The sequence below is a fragment of the Luteibacter sp. P4_E6 genome, assembly GCF_056401535.1.
This window is the reverse complement of the sequence record NZ_JBFUJE010000234.1, coordinates 1-6,165: the sequence shown is the minus strand read 5'-3', so window position 1 is coordinate 6,165 and position 6,165 is coordinate 1. Positions and strand designations below refer to the sequence as shown.

Here is a 6,165-nt window from a genome sequence, read left to right as displayed (position 1 = left end):
CTCACCGAACAGCGGTTCCTTCTGACGCGCCGCCTCGCGGGGCGTCAGCCCCGCGTCGACGAGGAGGCGCAGCAGCGTCACTCGATCCGGCGGGGTCTTCAGGTACTCGATCACGGTCGGCTCGATGCCGGCATGGCGAAGGATCGCCAGCGTGTTGCGCGAGGTGCCGCACCGGGGGTTGTGGTAGATCGTTGCGTTCATCGTCATGACGTAGGTTCCACTACGGCTGCAGCGGCAGCCAGTGCAAGGGCTTCAGCGGCGCCCTTGCGCTCGCTGTAGCGGTCAACAAGATAATCACTGCGGCCACGGACCAGGAGCGTGAACTTCATCAGCTCCTCCATGACGTCAACCACGCGATCGTAGTACGGCGACGGCTTCATGTGACCGGCGGCATCGAATTCGTTCCAGGCCTTGGCGACTGAGGACTGGTTCGGGATGGTCACCATGCGCATCCAGCGGCCGAGTACGCGCAAGGCGTTGACCACGTTGAATGACTGCGAGCCACCCGATACCTGCATGACGGCCAGGGTCCTGCCCTGGGTGGGACGCACGCTGCCTTCTTCCAGCGGCAGCCAGTCGATCTGGTTCTTGAAGACGCCGGTCACGCTGCCGTGCCGCTCGGGGCTGACCCAGACGTGGCCCTCCGACCACAACGAAAGCGCACGAAGCTCCTGCACCTTCGGATGACTCGCGGGCACGCTGTCGAGCATCGGAAGCTCGGCGGGATCGAATACGCGTGTTTCGGCGCCCAGGTGCTGGAGGATGCGCTCCGCCTCGTAGGCGAGCTTGCGACTGAAGGATTGCGGGCGCAGCGAGCCGTACAGGATCAGGATGCGGGGTGCATGGCCGCCATCGCCCTGGACGGTGAGGCGTTCCCACTCGGGCAGCGGCAGGTTGCCGGTCAGGTGGGGAAGATCGACTGACGTCACGATGCTCTCCGAGGGTTGCTTGGCGCTAACGATTCTATCATTCTAGAGATATCGAGACGAACGACGCAACCGCCATGCAAACCGCCGACGCCATCAAGGTCCTTTCCGCGCTCGCTCAGGAGTCGCGCCTGGCGATTTTCCGCTTGCTCATCGAGCAGGGGCCGGAAGGATTGCCCGTGGGGGTGATAGGCGAACGTCTGGGTTTTCCGAGTGCTACCCTCTCGTTCCATCTGAAAGAGCTGCTGCACGCGGGCCTTGTCACCAGTCGCCAGAGCGGTCGCTTCATTTACTACGCGCCGGTGATTGCCGCGGTGAATGGCCTTGTCGGTTACCTGACCGAGAACTGCTGCGCGGGTAGCGGTGGTAGTTGCGTGCCGGCGGCGAACGTTGCGAAGGTGGCGGGCAAGCGCGCGGCTGTCGCCAAACGTCGAGGCGTTAAGGCACTCGGGTAAGAGCGGAATGGGCACTATGATTCACGGCGGCCGCATGGTTCGCATGTGCCCCTCCTCACTTACTCGTCGAGCCTTTCATGCACTCAGTCCCTCTCGCCGGTCTGCCGGCTGCCAAGCATCGTAAGTTTTCGCGCCTCTCTCTCTCCCTTGCCTTGGCCCTCGCCTCCGGCACGGCTGCCGCGCAATGGACTGTCTCCGACCATGTACCCCCGCCGCAGGACACGCCGTACGTCGGAACGGTGGCGATCCACGTGGATGCGAACGATACGGCGCAGGGCATCTTCCGCGTCCATGAATCCATTCCGGTGAAGGCGGGCGCGCTGACCCTGCTGTACCCGCAGTGGATTCCCGGCGACCACTCGCCCACCGGCCCGATCGCCATGCTCGCTGGCCTGAAGCTCAGCGCCAATGGCAAGCCGCTCGCGTGGAAGCGCGATGAGTACAACGTCTACGCCTTCCATCTCGACGTGCCGGCGGATGTCTCGTCGATCGACGCGGACTTTCAGTACCTCTCCGAGCGCGGGGATGACGCGGACTTCGAGATCACCGATCGCCTGATGTCGATGGAGTGGAGCAAGGTGGCGCTGTATCCCGCGGGCTACTACACGCGCGGCATCACCTTCGCGCCCAGCCTGACGCTGCCGCATGGCTGGCAGCTCGGCACCGCACTGGAGACCACCACGAAGACGGGCGACACCACCACCTTCAAGCCGGTGTCCTTCGAGAACTTGGTCGATTCGCCGGTCTACGCGGGTCAGTACTTCAAGCGCGTCGCGCTCAACCCGGGCGACAAGGCGCCGGTGTTCCTGGACGTGGTCGCGGATGAACCGAAGTACCTGGAGATGACGCCCGAGCAGCTCACGGTGCATCGCAACCTGGTGACGCAGGCGACGAAGCTGTTCGGCTCGCACCACTACGACCATTACGACTTCCTGTTCTCGCTGTCGGATCAGTTGGCGGGTAACGGCACGGAGCATCACCAGTCCAGCGAAGACGGACTGGGCGCCGACTACTTCACCGGTTGGAAGGACGCGGCATCCGAGCGCGACCTGTTGGCGCATGAGTACACGCATTCGTGGAACGGCAAGTTCCGCCGTCCGGCCGACCTGTGGACGCCCAACTTCAACGTTCCGATGGGCGATTCGCTGCTGTGGGTGTACGAAGGTCAGACGCAGTACTGGGGCTTTGTACTGACCGCGCGAGCCGGGATGTGGTCGCCGCAGGAATTCCGTGACGGGCTGGCGCTGGTCGCCGCCAACTACGAGCGCAACCGCGAAGGTTTCCAGTGGCGCACGCTCGAGGACACCACGAATGATCCGACCATTGCGCAGCGTCGGCCCCTACCGTACCGCAGCTGGCAGATGAGTGAGGACTATTACAGCGGCGGCCAGATGATGTGGCTGGCGGTGGACACCAAGCTGCGCAGCCTCACGCACGACAAGTCGTCGCTCGACGATTTCGCGCGCAGCTTCTTCGGTGTCGAGAATGGCAGCTATGTGCCCAAGACCTATACGTTCGAGGACGTGGTGGCAGCGTTGGATGGTGTTGCCAAGTACGATTGGGCGAGCTTCCTGAAGGCGCATGTCGCCTCGGTCAATCCGCAGCTGCAGGATGGCCTGGCGGGCACGGGCTGGAAGCTGGTCTATGACGACAAGGAAAGCGACTACGAGAAGGCGTACGACGCCCGGCCGGAAGCGCTGCGCCACCTGGTGAACTTCACCTGGTCGATCGGCCTGACGATGACCGACGCCGGTAAGGTGGGCGACGTGCGCTGGGACGGCCCTGCGTTCAAGGCAGGCGTCAGCAGCGGTGCCACCGTGGTCGCGGTCAACGGCGCGGCCTACTCGAAGGATGTCCTGACGACGGCGATCACTGCCGCCAAAGACAGCAAGACGCCGATCGAGCTGACGCTGAAGTACCAGGGTCGGTTCCGTACCGTTCCCGTGGACTATCACGGTGGTCTGCAGTATCCGCATCTGGTGCGGGTGGATGGGACGCCGGATTACTTGAGCGAGATTATTGCTGCGCGGAAGTAGGTCTTAGCGACCAGCGTTGACCAACAGACGCCGCCGCATCGTTCGATGCGGCGGCGTTTTTGCGCGTGGGATAGCGAATCAGTGAGCGAGCTTGCGCACGACGCTACATGTCGCGACGGTACCCTGCGCACACGCCGCGAGCATGCCCCGCAAATCCGCAGCCATCTCCGCTAGCGCCCGCTGCTTCGCTTCGATCTGTTCAAGGTGCGTCTGGACGATCACGTCGACCGCCGCGCACGAATCGTCTCGCCTGGCACTCAAGCCGAGCAGGCTCCGGGTCTCCTCGAGACTGAAGCCCAGATGCCGGCACCGCATGATGAAGTCCAGACGCGCTACGTCGTCGGCGCCGTACTGGCGATACGTCCCCAGCCGGGGCGGCTCGGGAAGCAGAGTGATCCGTTCGTAGTACCGGATCGTCTCCAGGTTGCACCCGGTGGCGGCGGCTAGTTCGCTGATGCGCATGGGTTGACTCCGTAGTTACTACGGACCTCAGTCTAAGCCCTTTCCTGGTGGAACTCCCTGCATGGGTTGCTGTGATCACGATAACTGCGAGGCCCGCGCCCTGGCGGATACGTCGGCCGATCGCCGTGTGCTTTGGACCGTGCTGGTTATCAACCTGGTGATCTTCGGCGGCGAGTTCGGCATCGGCTGGTTGGCTAATTCCAGTGCCGTGCAGGGCGACTCGCTGGACAGCCTGGGAGATGCCCTGGTCTACGGCATCAGTCTGCTGGTGGTCGGTCGTTCCCTGCGCGCTCGCGCGATGTCCGCGTTGACCAAGGGTGGCTTGCAGGTGGCCTTTGCGGCGGTGGTGATGGCTGAGGTGGTCTATCGGTTATCCCACGGGGTGCCACCCACCACGAGCCTGATGAGCCTGGCCTCGGCCGGCGCGCTCATGCTCAACGGCGCCTGCCTGGTCTTGCTGACGCGCTATCGCGCGGACGACATCAACATGCGTTCGGTGTGGCAGTGTTCGCGAAACGATGTCATCGGGAATGCGGGAGTGCTGGTTACCAGCGGGCTGATCGCGTGGACCGGCTGGTGGTGGCTCGACCTGATCTTCGGTGCTGCGTTGGCCGTGTTGTTTTTGCAGACGGGGTGGTCGGTGATTCGGGCGGCGGTGCCGTTGGTGCGAGGCCCCGTCGCAGGTGTGTAGCGGTACGGCGTAAGATTCCGCAACGCCACGAGAAGGAACTCCACCGGATATGCGCCTGGGACTGATTGGATACATACGAATACTTGTCGCTGCGCTGGTGATCACGTCGCCACTGGTCATGGCCGCGTCACTCGATCCTGCGGCTCTGCCCGGTATCTGGAAAGGCAGCATCGGACGGCAACCTGTTGTCGCCTGCTTCAATCGCTCGGACACCCACGGGGCGGAGGGCAGCTACTACTACCTCAAGCACCTCGTGCCCATCAGCGTTGGCTTCGACGCGAGTAACAAGACCATCAAGGAAGCCGACGGCGTCTGGGAAGTCGAACTGGCCGCGGGGAGCGGCACGCTCGCCGGCAGCTGGAAGAAGAAAAAGGATGACGCGGTCGGGGTGCCTGTCGCGCTGACCCGCGCCGGTGTAGCCGACCCAAAAGCTTGCGGCAGCGATGCCTTCGTCGCGCTGCTGGAAGCGCCAACCGCGCCGCGCGTGGTCACCGGCCCGCGCAATGACTTCAATGGTCACGGCTACCGCACGCTATCCGGCCTGAACCAGGCGACGATCCAGATCCTTTTACCGGGTGCCGCCGCCGACGCCATCAACCGCGACCTTCGCCAGTTCATCGACGACAGCCCGGCAACAGTGGCTGAGTACAACGCCCGACGTCGCAACGACCTGAGCACGCGCGGGTTCGTCATGGACGACGAGACGACCGTGGCACCTTCGTTCTGGTTAGGCCGGTACCTGTCGATAAACTTCTACTCATGGGCGGCTGGCATGGGACAAAGCGGTATTTCGAGTCACGACCTGACCTGGGACCTGGTGACGGGCAAGCGTGTCGACCTGTGGGGATGGTTCGGTGCGAAAGGTACCCCAGGCGCCGATGACTCGGCGACCATGCCCGCGCCACTGCTGGCGAAGTTCGTGAAGCCCGGTGATATACCGGCAGGCGACGACAACTGCACGGCGAAATACACCGGTGCGGTGTCGTTTCGTATCAGTCTTACCGCCACCGGCATGGCCTTCAACCAATGGGCGACGGGAGACGGCTGTGACATCGGGTTCACTGCGGACTTCGACGCGCTGCTTCCGTTTATGACCCCCGGGGGTAGGGCGGCCGTGAAAGTAATGATGGATTCAAGCAGGTAGTCGGGTGGAGGACCCATCGAGAACGAAGAAATATCCGAGGAAGAGTGGTTCGAGCACGAAATCTTCTACTTCCTCAAGGCACTTCGCATTCTTGAGCTCACTGCCGAGGAACAGTGCGAAGTGATGGGTAACTACAACGCCGCCKGGGAAATTCAGGAGGACGTTTCAGGGCCGATTCCAAATATGGTCAGCTCTCCGATGTCGTACTTCACGGAAGCTCAGTCTGCTGCGCTCGTCAGGCTAGCTAGTGCATTGAAGGAACTGCCTGAGGAGGCCATCGTCGTCGGGGGCCTGCCTACGAACAGTCGCGAGGGATCCATCGCCACCATGCGGCATCGCTCGTGGGAGCCTCTGAGAATCCAGGCGAGCGACGTGCTGAGAGTGCTTGAGCCGGCGATTCTGAGGAACGCGGCGTATTTCACATCGGCGTAGAAGTGATGCTATCGGGAAG

The 6,165-nt window shown here is 63.0% G+C and carries 7 protein-coding genes; 4 read left to right on the top strand and 3 right to left on the bottom strand.

Annotated features, from left to right (window positions below; translation table 11 throughout):
• Positions 1 to 201 (bottom strand): thioredoxin domain-containing protein (locus AC1DT2_RS13990; RefSeq protein WP_477296945.1); only part of this gene is annotated, 201 nt, incomplete at its 3' end.
• A 2-nt stretch (positions 202 to 203) separates the two neighbouring features.
• Positions 204 to 929 (bottom strand): arsenical resistance protein ArsH, encoded by a 726-nt coding sequence (gene arsH, locus AC1DT2_RS13985; protein WP_477296944.1) that lies wholly within the window; start codon positions 927 to 929, stop codon positions 204 to 206.
• Positions 930 to 1,003: 74 nt separating this feature from the next.
• Here arsH and AC1DT2_RS13980 point away from each other — a divergent pair, with 74 nt between their 5' ends.
• Together AC1DT2_RS13980 and AC1DT2_RS13975 are read left to right on the top strand one after the other, a co-directional pair.
• Positions 1,004 to 1,381: an ArsR/SmtB family transcription factor gene (locus AC1DT2_RS13980; RefSeq protein ID WP_477296943.1), complete on the top strand. Its 378-nt coding sequence runs from the start codon at positions 1,004 to 1,006 to the stop codon at positions 1,379 to 1,381.
• A 77-nt stretch (positions 1,382 to 1,458) separates the two neighbouring features.
• Complete coding sequence (locus tag AC1DT2_RS13975; protein WP_477296941.1) at positions 1,459 to 3,417, top strand: M61 family metallopeptidase; 1,959 nt, start codon at positions 1,459 to 1,461, stop codon at positions 3,415 to 3,417.
• A gap of 78 nt (positions 3,418 to 3,495) precedes the next feature.
• Here AC1DT2_RS13975 and AC1DT2_RS13970 read toward each other — a convergent pair whose 3' ends face one another.
• Positions 3,496 to 3,879, bottom strand: coding sequence for a MerR family transcriptional regulator (locus AC1DT2_RS13970; protein WP_477296940.1), 384 nt, complete (start codon positions 3,877 to 3,879; stop codon positions 3,496 to 3,498).
• 61 nt (positions 3,880 to 3,940) lie between these two features.
• Between AC1DT2_RS13970 and AC1DT2_RS13965 the strand changes: the two genes are divergently transcribed.
• The gene (locus tag AC1DT2_RS13965; RefSeq protein ID WP_477296939.1) at positions 3,941 to 4,570 is read left to right on the top strand and encodes a cation efflux transmembrane domain-containing protein; all 630 of its coding nucleotides are present in this window, start codon (positions 3,941 to 3,943) and stop codon (positions 4,568 to 4,570) included.
• 49 nt (positions 4,571 to 4,619) lie between these two features.
• A complete protein-coding gene (locus AC1DT2_RS13960; protein WP_477296937.1) occupies positions 4,620 to 5,714 on the top strand; it encodes a hypothetical protein in 1,095 nt (364 codons plus the stop codon).
• Positions 5,715 to 6,165: the final 451 nt, after the last annotated feature.